We start from the raw sequence: 21,756 nt of genomic DNA on the forward strand, positions 1-21,756 counted from the left end.
ACTTGTTTCAGGGTGATGGGTTAGATATTTTGAGCGGGTAAAAGCAATAATCAATTCTTCCCCTACCCAAGGCGACAATCTTTCCATAAGGTAAGATAAAAGGAGCCGACCCCCCATGCGATTTTTGAAAACACTGATCTGGGTGACCATAGTTGTCGGCCTGATTGTGTTTGCAACAAACAACTGGGTTCCCGTTTCCGTCAGCCTGTGGGGCGGCATGCGCCTTGACACCAAATTGCCGGCTTTGGTGATTGCTGCATTCATTTTGGGCTTTTTTCCCTTATATTTTGTTCACCGCACAATATTGTGGCGTATGCGGCGGCGAATTTTGACTTTGGAGGGGAACCAGCGAACCGCCATAACTCCGCCAACCCCTCCGACCACACCCAAACCCATTTATACATCGGGAGATGCTGCATGACGAACCCGCTGTATGTGGCAATTGATACGCCTTATCTCGACGCTGCGCTGGACCTCACCAAACGTATCAAAAATCATGTTGGCGGCGTTAAACTCGGCCTCGAATTTTTCTGCGCCAATGGCCATCATGGGGTGCATGAAGTGCAGAAATTGGGACTGCCGATTTTTCTCGATCTGAAATTGCACGACATTCCCAACACGGTTGCCAAAGCCATGCAGGCGATACACGCACTTGAACCTGCTATCGTTACGATCCACGCCGCCGGTGGCCGCGCGATGATGGAGGATGCCAAGGCCGCTGCAGGAGCGCATACGAAGGTCGTGGCGGTGACAGTGCTCACCAGTCTTGATGACCATGACCTTAGCCGTATCGGCGTACCAGATGGCCCGGATGTGCAGGTGGCCCGCCTCGCCGCATTGGCGCAAGAGGCCGGGCTGGACGGTATTGTCTGTTCAGGTCATGAGGTGAAGGCGGTCAAGAAACTTTGGAAAGACGGCTTTTTCGTGGTACCAGGTTTACGCCCGGAGGGCGGCCATAGCGGCGACCAGAAACGCACAGTGACCCCACGGCAAGCGCGTGACGACGGCGCTAGCGTTCTCGTGGTGGGCCGGCCCATTACCAAGGCCGAGAATCCGGATGATGCGGCGCGGGCCATTGTCGGGACGCTGTAAAGAGCGTCAGGATCACATAAATGACCGTAAATTACCGTTGGGCAGATTCAGCCGACTATGATGTTTTGGGCGAAGTTATCTTTGATGCCGTCAGAAACGGTCCCAGCCTTTACAACGAAGCCCAGCGTCGCGCCTGGGTTGAAGAGCCGCGATCTGGCCCTGAATGGCATAGGCATTTGGTAGAACAGTCAATAGCTATTGCAGAAAATGAAGCTACCATTGTTGGTTTGATGAGCCTGAAACAAGACGGATATCTTGATTTAGCGTTCATCCGGCCTGCGTTTCAGGGCACCGGGATATTTCGAATATTATATGCTATGATCTTCAAATTGGCACTGTCTCAGGGTCATTCAAAGATTCTTGTTCATGCCAGCCTGATGGCTCAACCGGCATTTTCCGCGATGGGTTTTGAAATCGTAAAGAAGGAAACCGTTGATGTGGACGGCCAATGTCTTGATCGTTTTGAAATGCAATGGTTGATGCAGAATCCCGCTTAACGCCATACCCCGCAATTTGGTCATTCGCGCGAAGGCGGGAATCCATGGCCTGACTTGTCGGAAATAGGGTTCGCACGAAGACACGAAGGCACAAAGAAGTTGCTTCGTGTCTTTGTGTCTTTGTGCGAACAATAGGCGTTGTTAGGCGGCAAGGGTGGCCCATGGATCCCCGCCTACGCGGGGATGACAATATCGGGTTACGTTTTGAACACGCCAAAACCCAGGCCCACACTTTGTCATTCCCGCGAATGCGGGAATCCATGACTTGACTTGTCGACTAGAATGGTTCGCACGAAGGCATAAAGAAGTTGCTTCGTGTCTTTGTGTCTTTGTGCGAACCAAATCGTCTCATGTAAAAAATATCAGACCGTGGATTCCCGCTTTCGCAAGAATAACAAATGTGGTTTGGGGTTGCCATGCCAACCCACATCAAAATTTGCGGCCTGAAGACCGAAGCTGAAATCGTTGCTGCAACAAAGAGTGGCGCGACGCATATTGGGCTGAACAATTACGAACCAAGTCCGCGTTATGTGAACCTTGAGCAAGCAGCGTCCTTGCGGATGCGGACGCCGGAACAGGTGAAGGTCGTTCTTCTGCTTGTCAATGCCGAACCCGGTTACACGGTCAAAGCACTCGAAATTGTGAAGCCCGATGTGGTCCAGTTTCATGGCACCGAAACGCACCAATGGCTTCGCTTGTTAAAAGAAGCAACGTCGATGGAAATCTGGAAAGCGCTGGGCGTCAAGGACGCCGAAACGTTGAAGAATAGTGCCCGCTTTGTCGGTGCCGCCGATCTTTTGTTGTTCGATGCTCCGGCTCAGGCCTTACCCGGAGGCACCGGGATGCGGTTTGACTGGTCGCTTTTGGCCGATCACCGGCATCAGTTGCCGTGGGCTTTGGCGGGCGGCCTGACTTCGACAAATGTGGCGGACGCACTGCGACAGACACGCGCACCGATGGTGGATACTTCGTCGGGCGTGGAATCTGCGCCGGGCATCAAGGATATGGACAAGATTGACGAGTTCTGCAAAGCGGTGCGCGACTATGACAACAGCTGAACCCACCCCGAACTCTTTTCGCAACCAACCCGACGAGCGTGGCCATTTTGGCCAGTTTGGCGGGCGATATGTCGCCGAAACACTGATGCCACTGGTGCTTGATCTCGAACGGCACTACCGACTCGCCAAAACAGACCCAGCGTTTCAAGCGCAGTTTGACGATTTGCTCGAACATTATGTCGGTCGCCCGTCCCCGCTATATTATGCCGAGCGGCTGACCGAGGAAGTTCGCAAAACCGCGCCTGAGGGCAAAGGCGCGCAAATCTGGTTCAAGCGCGACGAACTGAACCATACCGGTGCACACAAGATCAACAACTGCATCGGCCAGATTTTGCTCGCCATGCGGATGGGCAAGACGCGTATCATCGCCGAAACCGGCGCGGGACAGCATGGCGTTGCAACAGCCACCGTATGCGCGCGCTTTGGCCTGCCCTGCTTCATCTATATGGGCGCGAAAGACATCGAACGGCAGCAACCCAACGTATTCCGTATGCGTTTGCTTGGTGCAGAGGTTATCCCGGTCACCAGCGGCGCGGGTACACTCAAGGACGCCATGAACGAAGGCCTGCGCGACTGGGTCGCCAATGTGCACGACACGTTCTACATCATCGGCACAGCTGCCGGACCGCATCCCTATCCAGAACTGGTTCGTGACTTTCAAAGCGTCATCGGCAAGGAAGCCCGCGCCCAGATGCTAAGCCGGACGGGCCGCTTGCCCGATATGCTGGTTGCAGCAATTGGCGGCGGATCGAACGCAATTGGCCTGTTCCACCCATTCCTCGACGACAAAGACGTTGCAATGCTGGGTGTCGAGGCCGCAGGACATGGCCTCGACAAGGAACATGCCGCGAGCCTTGCGGGCGGACGCCCCGGTATTTTGCACGGCAACAAGACCTATTTGCTTCAAGACGAAGACGGCCAAATCGCGGAGGCGCATTCGATTTCCGCGGGGCTTGATTATCCCGGCATCGGGCCCGAGCATAGCTGGCTGAAAGAAATTGGCCGCGTGCGTTACGACAGCGTAACCGATGTCGAGGCGCTGAGCGCCTTCCAATTGCTGTGCCGGACCGAAGGCATCATCCCGGCCCTAGAACCCGCCCACGCGATAGCCGCTGTGGAACGCGAGGCCAAGAAATTGGACCGCGACCAGATCATTTTGGCGAATCTGTGCGGCCGTGGGGACAAGGATATCTTCACTGTGGCCGAGGCTCTGGGGACGATGATATGAAACAGTTTTCGGCCCAAAATTTTACCGCAGAACGGGCGTGGGGCAGTGATTTGCTTAGTGATTTTGGCGACGTAACTGTCAGAATGCATTGGACCGACCAGCCTTACAAATGGCATAAAAATTCCGGCAAGGAAGTTTTTGTTGTTTTGGATGGTGCGGTCGACATGCATGTTCGGGAGGACGGCGTGGAAAGGATAATTCATCTGAAGGCCGGTCAGGGCGTATCAGTCGAAGAAGGTGACGAACATGTTGCTCATCCGGTCGGCGAAGCGCGTATACTTGTGGTGGAATTGAAAGATTCCGAATGACCCGCCTCTCTTCCGCCTTTTCCAAACCACACCCCGCGCTCGTCACCTTTATTACTGCAGGAGATGGCGACACAGCGGCCAACCTCGACGCACTTGTCGCAGGCGGCGCGGATGTAATCGAATTGGGGATGCCCTTTACCGACCCGATGGCAGACGGTCCCGCAATCCAGGAGGCGAATATCCGCAGCCTTGCCGCTGGCACAACCACCGCCGATATTTTCGTAATCGCCGCCGCATTCCGCGCGCGCCACCCCGACACCCCACTGGTCCTGATGGGCTATGCGAACCCGATGACGATCCGGGGCGGCGAATGGTTTGCGTCCGAGTGCAACAAGGCAGGCGTCGATGGGGTCATCTGTGTCGACATACCGCCAGAAGAAGACGCCGAACTTGGCCCATTGCTGCGCTCGGCAGGGATCGACCTGATCCGCCTTGCCACGCCCACCACCGACAAAGCGCGCTTGCCCGCGGTTCTGGATGGTGCCTCCGGCTTTCTATATTATGTCAGCGTCGCCGGGATTACCGGCCTGCAACAGGCGGCCCAAACCAGCATTGACGAGGCAGTCGCCCGCCTGAAAGCCTATACCGACCTGCCCGTCGCCGTCGGCTTTGGCGTCCGCACGCCGGAACAGGCGGCCAACATTACCCGCGTGGCGGATGGGGTGGTGGTCGGGTCCGCCCTTGTGGAACTGGTCGCGCAGCATGGCAGCAATGCCGCTGGTGCCCTGCAGGATTATGTGGCATCCCTGAAACACGCAATTGTCGCAGCCAGAAAGGCCTGAATATGAACTGGGTCACCCGCGTCCGCAACGCCATCCCCTTCATCGCCAAGCGCGAGACTGCGGAAACACTCTGGCACAAATGCAAGGGGTGTAACGCCATGATTTTCCTTAAGGAATTTGAGGAAAATCAGTCAGTCTGCCCCAAATGTGACCATCATGGACGCATCGGTCCGGCAGAACGGTTTGCAGCCCTGTTCGACGATGACAGCTATAATGTGCTGAAGCCCCCTGTGGTGGGTGAAGATCCGTTGAAATTCAAAGATACCAAGAAATATGTCGACCGGATAAAAGCCGCTCGCCTCGCCACCGGCGAGCAAGATGCCATGATCAGCGCCAAAGGCGAAATCAACGGCCAAACCGCCGTCGTCAGCGTTCAGGATTTCGCCTTCATGGGCGGTTCAATGGGCATGGCGGTTGGCGAAGCTTTTGTCGACGCGGTAAAAACTGCCATCCGCGCCAAATGCCCTTATGTCATATTCACGGCCGCTGGCGGGGCGCGGATGCAGGAAGGGATTTTGTCCCTGATGCAGATGCCGCGTTCCACCGTGGCGATCCAGATGCTCCACGATGCCGGCCTGCCCTACATCGTGGTGCTGACCGATCCGACCACAGGAGGTGTAACGGCATCCTATGCCATGCTCGGCGACGTACAAATTGCAGAGCCGGGTGCGCTTATCGGTTTTGCAGGACAACGGGTGATCGAACAGACAATCCGCGAAAAACTGCCCGAAGGGTTCCAGCGTGCGGAATATCTGCTTGAACATGGCATGATCGATATGGTCACCCACCGCCACGACCTGCGCGGTGTTTTGTCGCAGTTAATTGGTTATCTGGCACCCGAGAAAAAGGCGGCCTGAACCGCTATCCCTCCCATTGTCATCCCCGCATAGGCGGGGATCCATGGTCTACCCGTGCAACCTACCTACTTCATCTACATCATGGCTAGCCAGAAAAATGGTACGACCTACATCGGCGTTACCAATGACCTCTATCGCCGTGTTCATGAACATCGCGAAAAGCTTTACCCCGGATTTTCAAAGGAAAACCGCACAACACGGTTGGTATATTATGAACAATATGTTGACGTCAGAGATGCGATAAAGCGGGAAAAGCAGTTGAAGAAGTGGAACCGTGCTTGGAAGATAAACCTTATCGAACAAAACAACCCAGAGTGGCGCGATTTATGGTTTGATTTGAACCGCTAGATCCCGCCATGGATCCCCGCCTTCGCGGGGATGACAGTGTCTGGGGTGGCCGACGCGTATCCATTTCTTACCTCTCTTCGTCATCCCCGCGTAGGCGGAGATCCATGGTCTGATACTTCTACACACGAGACGATTTTGGTTCGCACAAAGACACGAAGCAACTTCTTTGTGCCTTCGTGCCTTCGTGCGAACCATTCAAACAGATACGTCACGCCATGGATCCCCGCCTTCGCGGTGATGACAATGGCTGGGACGGCGGGGAGGACAAAGATTGGGCGGGAGAAGAAAGACGGGTGTGGGGTGACAATATAGGTTGCAAAATCACACATCATCTTTGAAGTCATCTTATGCCTGATCACGCCCACTCCACCAACCCTGCTGTTCAAGCGCAGCTGGACAGGCTGACCAAGCTGTCCCCCGGACGCGATGTTCTGGGCTTGGAACGAATTACCGCCGTGCTCGACCGGCTTGGCAATCCGCATCACCATTTGCCTCCAACGTTCCATGTTGCGGGCACAAACGGCAAAGGGTCCACCTGTGCCTTTCTCCGCAGTGCTATAGAGGCAGCCGGGATGACGGCGCATGTTTACTCCAGCCCGCATCTGGTGCGCTTTAACGAACGAATCCGCGTCGCAGGGCAATTGATCGACGACGGACCTCTCGCGTCGCTGCTGTCTGAAGTGCTCGACCAAGCTGAGGGATTGCAGGCTAGCTTTTTCGAAGTCACCACCGCCGTTGCATTCCTTGCCTTTGCTCGCACGCCCGCAGATGCCTGCATCTTTGAAGTCGGTTTGGGCGGACGGCTTGACGCAACCAATGTTCTCGCAAGCCCTGTCGCATGTGGAATTGCGTCGCTTGGCATTGACCACGAGGCATTTCTGCTTGCGCCCGAAGCAGGTACGCCCGAAGCACCGCTCGACCGTATCGCCTTTGAAAAGGCCGGCATCGCAAAAGCGGAGTCGCCCTTGCTCATTCAGAAATACGCGGCATCGATGGTGGATACGATCAGCGCGACGGCCCAGCGGACGGGTGCAAAGCTGCTCGCGCGCGGCACAGACTGGGATGCCGCGATTTATGAAGGGCGCCTGCATTACCGCGATGATAAAGGGAAGCTCACCCTCCCCCTGCCCCGCATGTCCGGTACACACCAAGCGGATAATGCCGCTCTTGCTATTGCGATGCTCCGTCACCAGTCCGCGCTCGCCATCCCCGAGGCAGCTTTGTCCGCGGCCATGGAATGGACCCGATGGCCTGCGCGGATGCAAATGTTGGCGGACGGGCCATTAAAGGCCAAATTGCCAAAAGGCCGCACACTCTGGCTGGATGGAGGGCATAATCCAGACGCCGGCGTTGCTATTGCAAAATTGCTAACCGACGGCCCGCCTGTGCATGTCATTGTCGGAATGCTCAAAAACAAAGATGCGGTCGGTTTTCTAAAGCCGTTCGCTGATAAGATCGCTTCCCTGCATGCGGTGCCCATCCCCGGACATGAGCATCATGATCCAAAGGATATCTGCTTGTTAGTCCAGGGCGATATGTGTTTAGTGGACGCGAAACCGGTCGCTACCGTGTCCGAAGCTTTGGACCGAATCGCGGCAAATAAGGCAAGCGGCGACGTGCTAATCTGCGGTTCGCTTTATCTTGCGGGCGAAGTTTTACGCGAGAATGAGCAGATTCCGGATTGAACTCATCTCCACACCGTCAACCTGAACTTGTTTCAGGGTCCATCATGAAGCGTCATCTTTTCGACTAAAACGAACATAAGCTTGCGTAACTGTGCCGCTTACACTCAATGGGCAGAAATAGGCTGACGAATGGACCCTGAAACAAGTTCAGGGTGACAATCTCCTTATTTCAAAGACTATGAAATTTGCGAACCCGAAGGCTTTCCCTGTCCCTTCCAAGCCAGCAAGCCACCCAGTGCCAAGACCGCTGCAAAAATAGCTGTGATGCTATTCGCGAATTCCAAAGGTTGCGACAGAAGGAGCCCGATCAAACCCGCAACAATCAGGACAAAGCCGAAGATGCGCGCTGCGCCCACCGGTTCTTTCAGCGCCTTTTCGTCAACAGCTTCCACCTGATGGATACTCTGCACGACATAGCCTTTGCTCCACAACACCCATAACAGGATCATGCCCGGGATAGCTGCCGCAACGGTAAAGCCCCAGAAACCGACCCAACCCACCTTTTCCGCAACGATACCCGCAGGCCCCGCCATGAATGTCCGTCCGACACCTGCAAAGGAGGACAGAAGGGCAAATTGCGTAGCTGTGTAGGCGATACTTGAAAGCCCCGACAAATAGGTAGTGAACACGGTCAGGCCGATGCCGCTGGTCATATTTTCGGTGCAAATCGCGGCAACCATCATCCAGTAATTGTTGCCGGACACCGCCAAGAGCATGAACATGACATTCGAAAACATCATCATCAGACCCGAAATCAGAAGCGCACGCCCCATGCCAAGCCACAAAATAAAAGGCGCGCCCAAGGCCGAGCCGACAATCAACGCGCCAAAGCCCCAGAGCTTGTTCGCGGAAATATAATCAAGATCGGAAAAGCCGAGATCGACGATCATCGGACTGAGCATTGCCTGCCCCATGGCATCGCCCACTTTGTAAACCAGCACAAAACCCAATATGATGAACGCACCATGACGTGTCAGAAATTCGCGGAAGGGATTGACCACCGCCTCGGTTAACCACTGGCCAGGCTTCATCCCGGATACATGAGCGAACCGGTCTACAAATTTGCCTGGGCCCGCCCAAAGCGCACCAATAATGGCAGGAACGATACAGAAAGCGGTCAATCCATAAGCCGTAGCCCATCCTAGGCCCAATCCTTCTTGGGAGGCAAAATAGATGGTGCCTGCACCCGCAATAAGATTTCCGGTGCGATATCCAAACTGGTTTGTCGCAGTCCCGTGGGCAAATTCGTCTTCCTCCAATATCTCGATTCTATACGCATCGATGACAATGTCCTGCGTCGCAGAGAGGAATGCCGTTATGAGCGCCCAGACGGCAAATAGGGTCATATTACCTGGTTGCGGATTGCTTGCCCCCAACTGCCATATTGAAAAGAAAAGCAGCGCCTGCACGAAAAACAGCCAACTGCGTCGCTGGCCGAAGGCTTTTGTTAAAAAGGGCAGATGCAGTTTGTCGACCAAAGGCGCCCAAAGAAACTTGATTGTATAGGGAATCCCCAATGCCACTGCGAAACCGATCGTTGCTGTGTCAATTCCCACTTTTGCCAGCCAAAATGTCATCGTGGCGACAAGAAGGGTCAGCGGGAATCCGCTCGATATGCCCAAAAGAAAGGTGATGACCGGATTTTTACGGAGATAGGGTCGAAAGGCCGGAACGAGCAGCGCGATCACAGGCAAAGATGCAAGGATCGCAACAAAGATGAAAAAGCGTATTAAATCGACCGACATCCGGACCCCTCCGATATTCTTTGTCTGAATGACTAACGCCATTTTCCTGAATGGCCAGTGACTTTAACAATGAAGTGACTTTAACAGTGACGTGACTTTTCAATCGCAATGCGTCAAAGGCGCAATCATGGCCAAACCACCAACCAGAGCGCCCGCGCGCCCCGCCAAACCACCCCGCCTGCGCTGGGACGCAAAACCTGTCCGAAAGCCAAAGCCGGATGCCGCGCCATCCAAGGGCGCGCTAGAGCGCGCGGATGGAGAGGAACGCATCGCAAAATTGCTCGCACGCGCCGGTGTTGCCTCGCGACGGGAAATTGAACGGATGATCGCCGATGGCCGGATCACCCTGAATGGCGAGAAAGTTGAAACGCCCGCGACATTGCTAAAATCGCTGCATGGCGTTGCTGTGGATGGCAAGGCTGTGGGGCAACCGGCGCCAACCCAGCTCTATCTCTTCCATAAACCCGAGGGATGTCTGACGGCCGAACGCGATTTTAGTGGGCGCAAAACTATATACGATGTTTTGCCCAAGGACTTGCCGCGTCTGATGCCGATTGGTCGGCTCGACTTGAATACTGAAGGTTTGCTGCTGCTGACGAATGATGGCGAATTCAAACGGCAGATGGAACTGCCGTCCACTGGCGTTGAACGCACCTACCGGGCCCGATGTTTTGGCGATGTATCGCAGGATCAACTTGAGGAGCTTATCCACGGGGTCGAGATTGACGGCGTGCGTTACGGCAAAATCGACGCCAATCTGGAACGGCGGACCGGACGCAATGGCTGGCTGGAAATGACCCTTACCGAGGGCAAAAACCGCGAAGTACGGCGTGTATTGGAACATCTCGGGCTTGAAGTCAGCCGCCTGATCCGCACACGGTACGGACCTTTTGTGTTGGGCGATATGGCCCCTGGCACTGTCGGAGAGGTGCGCAGGGTGGACCTGATCGAGTTTCGAAAGACCTTGAAGTGAAGTCCCCCGCCCGCTTGCAGGAGGGGTTAGGGGAGGATCACGCACCTCACCACCTCTTTCCAACCTTCACCCTCCCCCTGCCCCTCCCGCAAGCGGAAGGGGAGTTATGAGGATAATTGCCGGTCAGTGGCGGTCACGCCCTTTGGTGGCCCCAAAAGGGGACACGACACGACCGACCGCAGATCGCACCCGCGAAACGCTGTTTTCCATGCTGAACAGTCGCCTGGGTTCGTTCGAGGATTTGGCGGTTCTGGACCTGTTTGCCGGATCCGGCGCATTGGGGCTGGAAGCCTTGTCGCGCGGTGCGGCGCATTGCACATTTGTCGAACAGGATGCGTTGGCGCTCAAGGCGCTGGAAACCAATATCGACAAGCTCGGTGCCAAGGCGCAGACAGACATTAAGCGCGGCTCGGTGCTTTCACTGGGTTCGGCCATCAAGCCTTTCGACCTCGTGTTCATGGACCCTCCTTATGCCAGCGGTGCGGGTTCGGTTGCGCTCGACAAATTGGCGCGCTTGCGCTGGTTCGCCCCATCCGCCTGGATAAGTGTCGAAACCGACACCAAGGAAACTATCGACGTCAAAGGCTTTGTGATCGATACGGTCCGCAATGTGGGCAAGGCGCGCCTTACGCTTCTTCGCCCGGATGAAATCATATGACCAGCCCCAGAATGTCGGGTGGCGATTGGGGCATCATCATGCTGCTGTCGCTGATTTGGGGCGGTGCATTTTTCCTGATTGCGCTTGGCTTACGTAGCTTTCCGCCGATTACCCTCGCCTTTCTGCGGATGGCGCTTGCGGTGCCCCCCATGCTGATCGCTTTGGCATATTTGGGGCAGAAACTGCCGACCGATCGTCGAAGTTGGCAGCAGCTATTTGTGCTGGGCGCGTTGAACGCTGCCTTTCCTTTCATGCTGTTTTTCTGGGGCCAATCCCATATCAGTACCGGGCTCGGCTCCATTTTGAATGCGACGACACCTTTATGGGGTGTCGTTCTTGCCCATCTGTTTACACGGCATGAAAAAGCCACACCGTCACGGATAGCGGGCGTATTGCTGGGGCTGGCAGGTATCATCGTGATGGTTGGAACCGGCGCGCTGAAGGGGATGACGAGCGATGTTCTGGCGCAAATCGCCTGCCTCAGCGCGACCGTCCTCTATGCTGTCGCCGCGATTTACGGGCGGACTTTATCACAATCCACCATGACACCGATTGTGGTCGCCACAGGGCAAGTGTTCACCGCGGCAATACTCATCCTGCCGTTCATGCTGTTTTTCGACCATCCATGGACCCTTCCCTTTGCCCGATGGGATGCGTGGTTGGGTGCGATCGGCCTTGCCATTCCATCTACAGCTTTCGCTTATTTCCTCTATTTCCGGCTGATCGACCGCGCAGGTGCATCCAATGCGATGCTTGTTGCATTTATCCAGCCCGTCGTCGCAATCATGCTTGGGGTCCTTGCGCTGGGGGAATCTTTTGCAACAAAGGAAATGATCGGCGCGGCGTTGATTGCACTTGGTCTTGTCGCAATCGACGGACGGGTGTTTGCAAAGCTTGCACCGAGGCGTTCCGTTCCCTAACTGTTCGCAGATGCCCGAAGCAAGCTTACAATCCGATCCGCCGTGGTTGCACGGCCTGAATGCCCCGCAACGCGAAGCCGTGCTAACCACCGAAGGGCCGGTCTTGTTGCTGGCGGGAGCTGGCACTGGAAAAACCGCTGCCCTGACTGCACGTATGGCACAGATATTATTTATGCGTCTTGCATGGCCATCGGAAATATTGGCCGTGACCTTCACCAACAAGGCCGCGCGCGAGATGCGTGAACGGATTGGTGCGATGGTGGGCGAGGCAGTGGAGGGCATGCCATGGCTCGGGACGTTCCACAGCATCGGTGCAAAGCTGCTCCGCCGTCATGCCGAAATTATCGGCTTGCAGAGCAATTTCACCATCATCGACACCGACGACCAGATCCGCCTGTTGAAACAGTTGATCCAGTCCGAGGATCTTGACGAAAAACGCTTCCCTGCCCGCGGTCTTGCGGCCTTGCTCGACAAGTGGAAAAACGCCGGAAAATCGCCCTCCGACCTCGATGCTGCCGACAATGAAGCCTATGCCAATGGCAAGGGGCAGCGGATGTACGCGCTGTATCAGGCGCGGCTTCTGGCCTTAAACGCCTGCGACTTCGGTGATTTGCTGCTGCACGGGTTGAACCTGCTCAAGAACCACCGCGATATTCTTGAGAAATTTCAGGCGCAGTTCAAATATATCCTGGTGGACGAATATCAGGACACGAACGCCGTCCAGTATCTCTGGCTACGTCTGCTCGCGCAGAAGCGTAAGAATATCTGTTGCGTCGGCGATGACGACCAAAGCATCTATTCCTGGCGCGGGGCGGAGGTTGCCAATATCCTGCGTTTTGAAAAGGATTTTCCGGGCGCGAAGATCATCAAGCTTGAGCAAAATTACCGCAGTACGCCCCACATCCTCGCCGCCGCCAGCGGCTTGATCGACGCCAACAGCGCGCGTCTGGGCAAGACCCTGTGGACGGAACTGGATGAAGGCGAAAAGGTCCGGATCATCGGCGTATGGGATGGCCCCGAAGAAGCCCGGCGAGTCGGTGAGGAGATTGAGAGCCTGCAATATAAGGGGGAAAGCCTCGACAGCATCGCAATCCTGGTCCGCGCGCAGCACCAGACCCGCGAATTTGAAGACCGCTTCATACAAATCGGCCTGAACTACCGCATTGTCGGCGGCTTCCGTTTCTATGAACGGGCCGAAATCCGCGATGCCATTGCCTATTTGCGGGTGGTAAATCAACCAGCGGACGACCTTGCGTTTGAACGTATCGTCAATGTCCCCAAGCGCGGCATTGGGGATAAGGCTGTGGAAAAAATCCACATATTGGCGCGCGCCGACCAAGCTCCCCTCAGTGTTGCCGCCGCCCGGCTCGTCTGTACGGACGAACTTTCCGGCAAAGCGCGCAAGTCCCTTGCCGACCTTGTGGTCGACATCGCCCGCTGGCGCGACGAGGCATCACGCATCACCCCTGCCGATCTGACTCGCCTGATTCTCGACGAGAGTGGATATACCGCGATTTTGCAGGCCGAACGCAGTGTGGAGGCGTCAGGACGGCTTGAAAACCTGAACGAACTTGCGCGTGCGATGGAGGAATATGAAACTTTGGGCGAGTTTCTGGAACATGTCAGTCTCGTCATGGACAACGACCGGGGCGACACCGGGGCGAGTATAACGATCATGACGATCCATGCCGCCAAGGGCCTTGAATATGAAAATATTTTTCTCGTAGGATGGGAAGACGGCATTTTTCCCTCGCAACGCGCGCTGGACGAAGGCGGCCTCGCCTCACTGGAGGAAGAACGCCGCCTCGCTTATGTCGCGATTACCCGTGCGCGGCGCAAATGCACCATCATCCATGCCGCCAACCGGCGTATCTACGGCCAATGGACTTCCAGTATCCCGAGCCGGTTTATCGAAGAATTGCCGCTTGACCATATCGAGGCAGAACAGACGATGACGGGCGGCGCATCATTATGGCGGGCCAATTGGTCGGAACAATCCGATCCTTTCGCCCATCTTGCAGTTGCCAATCAGGGCCGCAGCAATGCGCGTGGTCCCGGCTGGCAACGCGCCGCAACCAGCGGCGGTTTCAATCCCCGCCCACAACGCATCGCCGAAAACACACGCAGCGCGGTAAGTCTTGGCAATAAAGGCCGCACCGACGTGTCGGTCGGTATGCGGGTCTTTCATGAAAAATTCGGATATGGCACCGTTGCCGAAATCGAGGGCAACAAGCTGGAAATCGATTTTGAGGTTGCGGGGCGCAAGCGGGTTATGGACAGTTTCATATCACCGGGGTGAAAGGCGGCCTGCGACATGGCCAGGCATGACTTCGTCCCACCCGGTGCGCGCTTCCAAAATCAGGGTTTTCAATCGCTCTGCCTGACGCGTCCAGGCCGCTTCTGTTTCCAAGCTCCATGCGGCACCGGCGGCTTCGCCGACGGTTTCTATGGTTAATTCGATCCAGCTTTCATATTCGGCCCAAGGCAATTGGCCGTAACTGCGATGGGTAAATGCAAGTTCGGCAACCAGTGGCCAGACCCATTGTTCCTCGCCTTTCGCAAGGCCGATAAGCATTTCAAGTGTTTCATCAGTCATACGCCGTGATGCCGCATCCAAATTCAGGAAATCGGCCTGTCGATCGGGCCAAATCGCAAAAAATTTCCGGAACAAGATAAAGCGCAATTCGACCCCGGCTTCCGCGCCGGCAATCAGGCTTGATTCCATTCGTTCCGCATCGGTTAAATTCATCTGGACCAATTAGTCACATAGCGAACGGCGCACAAAGAGAAATTTGGAAAAAACCCTAAATATCCGCGGACAACTGCCGTAAATCCATGAAATGCAGGGTGCACGTAACGTAGCATCTCGGAAATGGACCATTCATGGAACTGAACCCTTCGTTGAACACTGTTTCAACCCCAGTATCGGACGAGGCCCAGCCGACCAGCGAACGGCGTTCGGGCGAGCGTCAGGTTTCGGTGATGCTGACGGCGAAGCTGGACGCTGGTGGCCGGCAACAGCCGTGCCGTATCCTGAACATTTCCGTCAAAGGCGCGAACATCGAAACGCTGATCGAGCTGCAAGTCGGACAGCCCATCGAAATCGAGTTCCGTTCGAACCTGAAATTGAGCGGCATCGTTCGCTGGGTTCGACAATCACAAGCGGGCGTGGAATTCCAGAACGCCATTGATCTCAATGAAATCTGGAAACGGACCGAATCCAGTATCATGCGTATTAAACCAAGGCCGCCGCGCTTTTGCTGCTTTGCCCCGGCCACAATTGAAACCGCAGACGGCAACCAGATTTGCCAGATTATTGATATTTCGGCATCCGGACTGCGGGTAATTGACCTGTCCAACATTCCCGCTGGAACAGCTGTAATGATCGAAGCTGACGGATTACCCCGCCACCGCGCTGTCGTCATTTGGTGCAACGCCGATTCAGCCGGGCTGAAGCTGGTTAACGCTTATAAATATAGTGAACTTGAATCCTGGTTACTGCACCAAGAGGGCCGTTCGGACGTAGATCGCCATGCTAATTGAAATCAAGCCCGAACAACTTCGGGTCGGAATGTACGTCCATTCACTTGACCTGTCCTGGTATAATCATCCGTTCTGGCGGCGGCGATTTCTGATCAATAACGAAGCCGATTTATCGACGCTTTTGTCATTGGGAACGCGGGTGATTGTCATTGACGATAGCAAAGGGCTTGGCCCGCAACCAAGGCATGACCCGGTTCCGGATGTCGCCAGCGCCCCGGAGAAAGCTGACTTTGCCCATTTCGATGTGAACCCAGCTACACCCAAACCTGCGCCAAAAACGCCTGTGCCAAATGGGCCTGATAGCAAACCGGTGCCCTTGGTCGGTGCGGCGCGCGAAGCCGAGATGCAGCGCGCTTCAAAAATGTTGCACCGGTCCAAGACCGAAGTGATGACGCTGTTCGGCAACGCGCGGATGGGCAAATCCATTTCGACCCGCAAAATAACAAATCTGGTCGCGCAGATTTCGGATAGCGTTACCAAAGATCCATCGATCATTTTGAATGTCGCACGGCTGAAAACAAAGGATGAATACACGTTCCTGCATTCAGTTTCTGTATGCGCCTTAATGATAAATCTGGGACGTAAGCTCGGGTTGGATGAGGTTGTCGTGCAAGATCTGGGAATGGCCGGAATGCTCCATGACCTTGGAAAAATGACGATCCCTGACGTGATATTGAATAAACCGGCCAAGTTGGATGAAGAAGAATGGCGCATTGTCCGCAGTCATCCGGAAAAAGGCCACGCCATATTGTCGTCGGCGAAATGCGGGACCGAAACCGCATTGGATGTGTGCTTGAACCATCACGAAAAAATGGACGGCACGGGCTATCCCAATAAAATAAAGGGTGAGGATTTAAGTCTCGCAGCGCGGATGGCCGCCATCTGCGACGTGTATGACGCGATCACGTCACAGCGCAGTTACAATGCGCCGCTGTCCGGCGCGGTAGCGTTATCAAAAATGTTAAGCTGGAAAGGTCATTTCGACCAAACGTTGCTCCGAAGTTTTATCGAAAGCCTCGGCATTTCGCCAATCGGAACCGTGGTACAGCTTACCGATGGTACATTTGCAATAGTAACAGGTGAAAATCCGGAAGATTTTTCGCAACCGATCGTCAGAACATTTCACGATCCTGAAAATCCGGATTCTTCAATATCCAAGGACATCCGCATTTCCAGAATTGAAGGCACCGTGCAAGTCCGTGAGATCATTTATGATCTGACACCGGAGTTGGCGGAAAAGGCGCAGGCTTTATCGGTTTTTGTGTCCTGAAGTTTTTTTTCGCGCGAAATATCAATCCCCCTGCAATGTTGGGGACAGTCCCTGAAGGGACAGTCCCCGCAGAACACGATCTTGAGGACTGTCCCCTTGGAGCAGCTTAGAACGCGACCTTGGAGACTGTCCCTTCAGGGACTGTCCCCTTGGAGCAGCTAAACGCAATTTCAGGATATAGGCCGGACTACCAACTTGCCTATCCGCCGTTACATCCATAGTGAGCCAAAGGATGACCGCAGCCGAAGTCCACCCACTTTCTATCCCCGACTACCGCTATTTTTGGCTCAGCCGGTTTATGGCGGTCCTCGCGACAATGGGTATGGTCGTCGTTATCGGATATCAGGCCTATGACATCGCACGCAGCGACTACGGCATGTCGATCCGCGAAGCATCGTTTCAACTCGGACTATTGGGATTATTCCAGTTCATCCCGCTCGCATTGCTGACTCCGGTTGCAGGCTGGGCGGCCGACCGGTGGGAACGGCGGACTGTGGCCCGGTTGGCGAATTGTGTTGATATGCTGGTCGCTTTGGCGCTGGGTTGGTTCACCTTTCAGGATTCACTCACCCTACCCCTGCTGTTCCTGTTTGCCGCATTGCATGGCGTAGCACGGGTCTTTGTGGGGCCGGCGATGTCGGCGATCGCGCCGAATATTGTGCCGCCTGCGTCCCTGCCCCGCGCCATCGCGCTGAGTTCTATTGCATGGCAAGTCGGGTCCGTATTTGGTCCAGCAGGCGGCGGCTTGTTGTTCGCGGCCAATCCATCCGCCCCATATTGGGCAGCCGCCGCTCTTTTGTTGCTGGCAACCATCAGCCTCAGCTTCGTCAAACCTGTATTTCCGCCACCGATGGAAGCGAAAGTACATCCGATCCGGCAAATGGTCGACGGAATGCGATATACCTGGACGGAACGGTTTTTACTGGGCGCGATTACACTCGATTTATTTGCGGTGCTGCTCGCCGGAGCAACGGCTTTGCTGCCTGTTTATGCCCGGGATATATTGCACGTGGGGCCCGATGGTCTGGGCCAATTGCGCGCCGCTCCTGCGATTGGCGCATCTCTTGTCGCGCTGCTTTTAACGCTTCGTCCGTTGCGGCACAATGTCGGCAGCAAGATGCTATGGTCTGTTGTCATATTTGGTGTGGCGACCATCGGATTTGGATTAAGTCATGAAATCGGTGCCCACATATTTGGCGATGGCCGGATCGAATTTCTTAACATGGGTGCCGGAATGGCGGTTGCGTTGGTTATGCTTATAATCCTGGGCGCATCCGATATGTTGTCTGTATATGTCCGTTCGTCTCTGGTGCAATTGAACACACCGGACGATATGCGCGGCCGGGTTAGCTCGGTATCCGGCCTCGCAATTTCCGCATCCAATGAACTGGGCGAACTGCAATCCGGTGTTGCCGCCGCTTTGCTTGGACCTGTCGGCGCGGTTGTTTTTGGCGGCGCGGGTGCCATAATGGTAACAGGCCTATGGGCATGGCTGTTTCCCGAGCTTAAAAATGCCCGCACATTTGAACCGCAATATAGAGGAAAAAGTCCATGAAAGCGCAATCCATCCTCGAAACCATTGGCAACAGTCCGCATATCCGGTTGGGACGGATGTTCCCCGACGCGGAAGTGTGGGTGAAATCGGAACGATCAAACCCCGGTGGATCAATCAAGGACCGGATCGGCCTTGCCATGATCGAGGCCGCGGAAAAGGACGGCAGCCTGAAACCCGGCGGCACGATTATCGAGCCGACTTCGGGGAATACCGGCGTGGGGCTGGCGATGGTTGCTGCGGTCAAGGGCTATCGGCTGATCCTTGTCATGCCCGAATCCATGTCGCTCGAACGCCGCCGCCTGATGCTTGCTTATGGTGCGACATTTGACCTGACGCCCCGTGAAAAGGGTATGAAAGGCGCCATCGAGCGCGCGATGGAGCTGGTTGCCGGAACGCCCAATTCCTGGATGCCGCAACAATTTGAAAATCCCGCAAATATCGATGTACACGTCCGCACCACGGCGCAGGAAATATTGGCCGATTTCGCCGATACGCCGATCGACGTCATGATTACCGGCGTTGGCACAGGCGGACATATCACCGGATGCGCCGAAGTGTTGAAAAAGGCTTGGCCCGCCATCAAGATTTTTGCGGTCGAACCCACATTGTCCCCCGTCATCAGCGGCGGCCAACCGGGGCCACATGCCATCCAAGGCATAGGCGCAGGATTCATCCCGGCCAATCTGCACACCGCTTTGCTGGACGGTGTAATTCAGGTTGATCCCGAAAGCGCAAAAGAAACAGCCCGGCGCGCGGCCCGCGAAGAAGGCATGCTGGTCGGCATTTCATCGGGGGCAACATTGGCGGCCATCGCGCAGAAAATTCCCGAATTGCCCGCAGGCAGCCGGATATTGGGCTTCAACTATGACACCGGCGAGCGTTATCTGTCGGTGCCGGATTTCCTGCCAGTTGAATAAACCGGATGTGCCGGGGCGGTAAAACCCCGGCACATCTCTTTGCCCCGCTTTTGAGCGCCCCTTGCGACCCGAAGGCGCTCCTTATTACGGCTTGGTTTTCTTTTCCATTTTGTCGTCTGGCTTGCCATCGCCATTGTCATCGAACAAGTCAGGCTTTCCATCACCGTTCACATCCCACGCATCGGGCACCCCGTTTCCATCGCGGTCCCATGCGTCTGGTTTGCCATCCTCGTTTGAATCAATGGTGGGCGGTGGCACCGTCCCTTCGGGCGCAGGTGCCATTTGCGCGAATGCCGCGCTGTGCAGTGTGAAAATAGCGAGTGCCGAAACTACAGTGTTTGCGACCCGGTTATATTTATAAGACATTGGTTGCTCCTTAAAAGCCAACCCCCTGTCATTACCGATAGTCGGACAAAAGCACCGCGGGCACCAGCGTGATGCGTCGACCTGTGTCGGGGGGAAGGCTGCTCGAAAACCGCCCTCCTCCCGTCGCAACCCATGCTCCCTTTGCCGTCAGGCGACAGCGAACATTTCTGGCGACAACGCCATGATGGCTTCGCTTCCGGCCTCGATCTTGCGACGCAGCGCGCCGCAATCGGGCAAGAAGCGTTCAGCAAAATAGCGCGCCGTAACAAGCTTGGTTTCATAAAAGGCGGAGTTTCCGGTACCAGCGTCCAACGACCGCTGCGCCGCTTCGGCCATACGAAGCCATTGCAGCCCGAGCGCGACGATCCCCATGATGTGCATATAATGATGTGCACCTGCCCCGACATTGTCCGGGTTCGCCATGCCATTTTGCATGAACCACATTGTCGCCGCCTTCAATTCTCCGTTGGCTTTTTCGAGACGTCCCGCAAAGTCAGCCAGCGCGCCCGATTTTGCCGAAGCGCACTCGTCGTCGACAACCTTGAAAAACGCCTGAACCGCACGGCCACCATTTTGCGCCAGCTTGCGTCCGACCAGATCCATTGCCTGCACGCCGTTGGTGCCTTCATAGATCATGGCGATCCGGGCATCGCGGACATATTGTTCCATGCCCCATTCGCCAATATAGCCATGTCCGCCATAGACCTGTTGCGCGTTGGTCGCGACTTCATAGCCCTTGTCCGTGCCATATCCTTTGATCACCGGCGTCAGCAAAGACAACAGGTCGTCGGCCATCTGCCGTTCTTCCTCGGTCTGAGCGTGGTGCAGCAAATCGGCCTGCAATGCGCCCCATAGACATAAGGCGCGCATCGCTTCGGTAAATGCCTTGGCGTCGAGCAACATTCTGCGCACATCGGGGTGCACGAACAGCGTGTCCGCTTTCTGATCCAGGTCCTTTGGTCCTGTCAATGCACGACCCTGCCGCCGGTCCTGCGCATAATGCACCGCGTTTTGATAGGCCACTTCGGCGATGCCCAGACCTTGTTGTCCAACGCCCAACCGCGCGATATTCATCATGATGAACATCGCAGCGAGACCCTTATTCTCCTCACCAACCAGATAGCCGGTCGCGCCGTCATAGTTCATCACGCAAGTAGAATTGCCGTGAATGCCCATTTTATGTTCAATCGAACCACAGGAAAGCGCGTTGCGTGCGCCCAGCGTTCCGTCTTCATTGACCAGGAATTTGGGTACGATGAACAGCGAGATGCCCTTCACATTGTCCGGCGCATCGGGTGTCTTTGCCAGCACCAGATGGATGATATTTTCGGTCAAATCATGTTCACCCGACGAAATGAAGATTTTCATGCCGGTAATGGAATGTGACCCATCGCCATTGGGAACCGCCTTGGTGCGGATCAGACCCAGATCGGTGCCGCAATGCGGCTCCGTCAGGTTCATGGTGCCGCCCCATTTGCCCGAGATCATGTTCGGGGCATATTTGGCCTTTTGCTCTTCGCTGCCTTTGACCAGTATCGCCGATACAGCGCCATGGGTCAGGCCGGGGTACATGGCAAACGCCATGTTGGAACTGGCCATATATTCTTCGAACGCCATCGACACGATATGCGGCATGCCCTGACCGCCAAATTCGGCAGGAGCCGACAATGTCCCCCATCCAGCCGCGCAATATTGTGCATAGGCGTCCTTGAACCCATCGGGTGTCGTCACGCTGCCATCTTCGTGCCGGGTGCAGCCTTGCAAGTCACCCACCTGATTGAGCGGAAACAGCACGCCCTCGACGAACTTCGCGCCTTCACCCAAGATCGCTTCGATCATGTCGGCACTGGCATTTTCAAAACCGGGCAAATTGGCGAAGCGTTCGATTCCCAAGACTTCGTTGATAACAAATTGAGTGTCACGGACTGGGGCTTGATAATGTGGCATGATATGT

Annotated in this window: 21 protein-coding genes and 1 pseudogene; 18 read left to right on the forward strand and 4 right to left on the reverse strand. The window is 55.5% G+C overall.

From position 1 onward, the window contains the following. The first annotated feature begins 115 nt into the window (after positions 1-115). From ACKVOS_RS05340 to ACKVOS_RS05385, 10 genes are all read left to right on the forward strand, one after another. Positions 116-421, forward strand: coding sequence for a hypothetical protein (locus ACKVOS_RS05340; protein ID WP_409210981.1), 306 nt, complete (start codon positions 116-118; stop codon positions 419-421). Then, positions 418-1,092 (forward strand): orotidine-5'-phosphate decarboxylase, encoded by a 675-nt coding sequence (gene pyrF, locus ACKVOS_RS05345; protein ID WP_409210982.1) that lies wholly within the window; start codon positions 418-420, stop codon positions 1,090-1,092. Before ACKVOS_RS05340 ends, pyrF begins: the two co-directional genes overlap by 4 nt. A gap of 20 nt (positions 1,093-1,112) precedes the next feature. Then, positions 1,113-1,589 (forward strand): GNAT family N-acetyltransferase, encoded by a 477-nt coding sequence (locus ACKVOS_RS05350; protein ID WP_409210983.1) that lies wholly within the window; start codon positions 1,113-1,115, stop codon positions 1,587-1,589. 416 nt (positions 1,590-2,005) lie between these two features. Then, positions 2,006-2,647: a phosphoribosylanthranilate isomerase gene (locus ACKVOS_RS05355; RefSeq protein WP_409210984.1), complete on the forward strand. Its 642-nt coding sequence runs from the start codon at positions 2,006-2,008 to the stop codon at positions 2,645-2,647. After that, complete coding sequence (trpB, locus tag ACKVOS_RS05360; protein ID WP_409210985.1) at positions 2,634-3,875, forward strand: tryptophan synthase subunit beta; 1,242 nt, start codon at positions 2,634-2,636, stop codon at positions 3,873-3,875. The genes ACKVOS_RS05355 and trpB overlap by 14 nt, the downstream gene beginning before the upstream one ends. Then, positions 3,872-4,183: a cupin gene (locus tag ACKVOS_RS05365; RefSeq protein ID WP_409210986.1), complete on the forward strand. Its 312-nt coding sequence runs from the start codon at positions 3,872-3,874 to the stop codon at positions 4,181-4,183. The genes trpB and ACKVOS_RS05365 overlap by 4 nt, the downstream gene beginning before the upstream one ends. Beyond that, on the forward strand, positions 4,180-4,965 hold the full coding sequence (gene trpA, locus ACKVOS_RS05370; RefSeq protein ID WP_409210987.1) for a tryptophan synthase subunit alpha: 786 nt from the start codon (positions 4,180-4,182) through the stop codon (positions 4,963-4,965). The genes ACKVOS_RS05365 and trpA overlap by 4 nt, the downstream gene beginning before the upstream one ends. Before the next feature lie 2 nt (positions 4,966-4,967). Continuing rightward, positions 4,968-5,822, forward strand: coding sequence for an acetyl-CoA carboxylase, carboxyltransferase subunit beta (gene accD / locus ACKVOS_RS05375; RefSeq protein WP_409210988.1), 855 nt, complete (start codon positions 4,968-4,970; stop codon positions 5,820-5,822). A 54-nt stretch (positions 5,823-5,876) separates the two neighbouring features. Beyond that, positions 5,877-6,170: a GIY-YIG nuclease family protein gene (locus ACKVOS_RS05380; RefSeq protein WP_409210989.1), complete on the forward strand. Its 294-nt coding sequence runs from the start codon at positions 5,877-5,879 to the stop codon at positions 6,168-6,170. Positions 6,171-6,517: 347 nt separating this feature from the next. After that, complete coding sequence (locus ACKVOS_RS05385; protein ID WP_409210990.1) at positions 6,518-7,855, forward strand: bifunctional folylpolyglutamate synthase/dihydrofolate synthase; 1,338 nt, start codon at positions 6,518-6,520, stop codon at positions 7,853-7,855. 176 nt (positions 7,856-8,031) lie between these two features. Here ACKVOS_RS05385 and ACKVOS_RS05390 read toward each other — a convergent pair whose 3' ends face one another. Further along, a complete protein-coding gene (locus ACKVOS_RS05390) occupies positions 8,032-9,642 on the reverse strand; it encodes an AmpG family muropeptide MFS transporter (RefSeq protein WP_409210991.1) in 1,611 nt (536 codons plus the stop codon). 85 nt (positions 9,643-9,727) lie between these two features. Here ACKVOS_RS05390 and ACKVOS_RS05395 point away from each other — a divergent pair, with 85 nt between their 5' ends. The 4 genes and pseudogenes from ACKVOS_RS05395 (at position 9,728) to ACKVOS_RS05410 (ending at position 14,450) form a co-directional block, all read left to right on the forward strand. Further along, positions 9,728-10,573, forward strand: coding sequence for a pseudouridine synthase (locus ACKVOS_RS05395; RefSeq protein ID WP_409210992.1), 846 nt, complete (start codon positions 9,728-9,730; stop codon positions 10,571-10,573). Between the two features lie 103 nt (positions 10,574-10,676). Next, a pseudogene (rsmD, locus tag ACKVOS_RS05400) lies at positions 10,677-11,231 on the forward strand (16S rRNA (guanine(966)-N(2))-methyltransferase RsmD); the annotation flags it as partial. Beyond that, a complete protein-coding gene (locus ACKVOS_RS05405) occupies positions 11,228-12,151 on the forward strand; it encodes a DMT family transporter (protein WP_409210993.1) in 924 nt (307 codons plus the stop codon). The pseudogene rsmD and the gene ACKVOS_RS05405, both read left to right, overlap by 4 nt. Before the next feature lie 10 nt (positions 12,152-12,161). Next, on the forward strand, positions 12,162-14,450 hold the full coding sequence (locus ACKVOS_RS05410) for an ATP-dependent helicase (protein ID WP_409210994.1): 2,289 nt from the start codon (positions 12,162-12,164) through the stop codon (positions 14,448-14,450). Here the strand turns inward: ACKVOS_RS05410 and ACKVOS_RS05415 are convergent. Further along, entirely contained in the window at positions 14,439-14,900 is a 462-nt protein-coding gene (locus ACKVOS_RS05415) for a globin (RefSeq protein ID WP_409210995.1), read from the reverse strand. The two genes, ACKVOS_RS05410 and ACKVOS_RS05415, sit on opposite strands and share 12 nt — an antisense overlap. A 134-nt stretch (positions 14,901-15,034) precedes the next feature. Between ACKVOS_RS05415 and ACKVOS_RS05420 the strand changes: the two genes are divergently transcribed. From ACKVOS_RS05420 to cysK, 4 genes are all read left to right on the forward strand, one after another. Beyond that, positions 15,035-15,694 (forward strand): PilZ domain-containing protein, encoded by a 660-nt coding sequence (locus ACKVOS_RS05420; RefSeq protein WP_409210996.1) that lies wholly within the window; start codon positions 15,035-15,037, stop codon positions 15,692-15,694. Beyond that, positions 15,684-16,964 (forward strand): HD-GYP domain-containing protein, encoded by a 1,281-nt coding sequence (locus ACKVOS_RS05425; RefSeq protein ID WP_409210997.1) that lies wholly within the window; start codon positions 15,684-15,686, stop codon positions 16,962-16,964. Before ACKVOS_RS05420 ends, ACKVOS_RS05425 begins: the two co-directional genes overlap by 11 nt. A 232-nt stretch (positions 16,965-17,196) precedes the next feature. Further along, positions 17,197-18,519, forward strand: a complete 1,323-nt coding sequence (locus tag ACKVOS_RS05430) for an MFS transporter (protein WP_409210998.1) — start codon at positions 17,197-17,199, stop codon at positions 18,517-18,519. After that, a complete protein-coding gene (cysK, locus tag ACKVOS_RS05435) occupies positions 18,516-19,436 on the forward strand; it encodes a cysteine synthase A (protein ID WP_409210999.1) in 921 nt (306 codons plus the stop codon). Before ACKVOS_RS05430 ends, cysK begins: the two co-directional genes overlap by 4 nt. 84 nt (positions 19,437-19,520) lie before the next feature. Here the strand turns inward: cysK and ACKVOS_RS05440 are convergent, their stop codons facing one another. Both ACKVOS_RS05440 and ACKVOS_RS05445 read right to left on the reverse strand, forming a co-directional pair. Beyond that, complete coding sequence (locus tag ACKVOS_RS05440) at positions 19,521-19,802, reverse strand: hypothetical protein (protein WP_409211000.1); 282 nt, start codon at positions 19,800-19,802, stop codon at positions 19,521-19,523. 147 nt (positions 19,803-19,949) lie between these two features. Further along, positions 19,950-21,749: an acyl-CoA dehydrogenase C-terminal domain-containing protein gene (locus ACKVOS_RS05445; RefSeq protein ID WP_409211001.1), complete on the reverse strand. Its 1,800-nt coding sequence runs from the start codon at positions 21,747-21,749 to the stop codon at positions 19,950-19,952. Positions 21,750-21,756 lie beyond the last annotated feature (7 nt).

Origin of the sequence: Sphingorhabdus sp., from assembly GCF_046154385.1 — a bacterium.
In the GTDB taxonomy this organism is placed as follows: domain Bacteria; phylum Pseudomonadota; class Alphaproteobacteria; order Sphingomonadales; family Sphingomonadaceae; genus Sphingorhabdus_B.